The organism is Mesorhizobium sp. LNHC229A00 (genome assembly GCF_000502415.1).
GTDB lineage: Bacteria > Pseudomonadota > Alphaproteobacteria > Rhizobiales > Rhizobiaceae > Mesorhizobium.
The window spans coordinates 1-649 of sequence record NZ_AYWQ01000143.1 but is presented as its reverse complement, the minus strand read 5'-3'; the positions used below and the strand labels follow the sequence as shown (position 1 = coordinate 649).

The following is a 649-nucleotide window of genomic DNA, read 5'->3' as shown; positions in this document are numbered from 1 at the left end:
AGCTTCGCGCATCGGTTCGGCAGCGGCGATCTCGTCGAGCCGCGCATAGACGGCGTCGCGGGCGGCGCGCAGCGCCTCCTCGGCGGCCTTCACCGCATTGGTCAGAGGCCTAAGCTCCTCTCTGCAACGCCGCTGTATCTCGTTGAGCTCGGGGATGGTGCCGATCGCGCGCACATGGGAGATTTCGGTTAAATGCTTATACGGCTGACCCGCGCCGGCCATGCCTTGCTGCTCGACGAGGATCTCCTTGCCATCAGCCCAGATGATGGCACCCAGCCACCATTCGCCGGGCATGCTGTGCCCGGCCATACCCAACAGCACGGTCATCCCCGGAGCAAGCTTCTGGCGGGCAATCGGCTTGGTCATACGATCAGCCTCTTGCCGAATGATCCGACTTCCGGTCGATAGCCTTCGCTGACGAAGCGAAAGCCGTGCCCCCAGACCGTCTCTATGCAGTCGAGTCCGCCGGTCGCCGCCGCGATCTTCTTCCTGAGCTTGCATGCGAAGACATCGATGATCTTGGCGTGCGGCTCGCTGTGGCCCTGGTACAGCGCCAGCATGCACATCGCCTTGGTGACCAGCATGCCCGGTCTTGACGCCAACGCGGCGAGCAGGGCCGATTCCTGCTTGGTGAGATGGACGATCGAGC

The 649-nt window shown here is 63.6% G+C and carries 2 protein-coding genes; both read right to left on the bottom strand.

Annotated elements, in window-relative coordinates; translation table 11 throughout:
* Window positions 1-366, bottom strand: a 366-nt coding sequence (locus tag X742_RS0139675) for a hypothetical protein (protein ID WP_031248876.1), incomplete at its 3' end; no start/stop codon positions are given.
* The coding region (locus X742_RS140270; protein ID WP_023775661.1) for a helix-turn-helix domain-containing protein at window positions 363-649 on the bottom strand (287 nt) is incomplete at its 5' end. The genes X742_RS140270 and X742_RS0139675, both read right to left, overlap by 4 nt.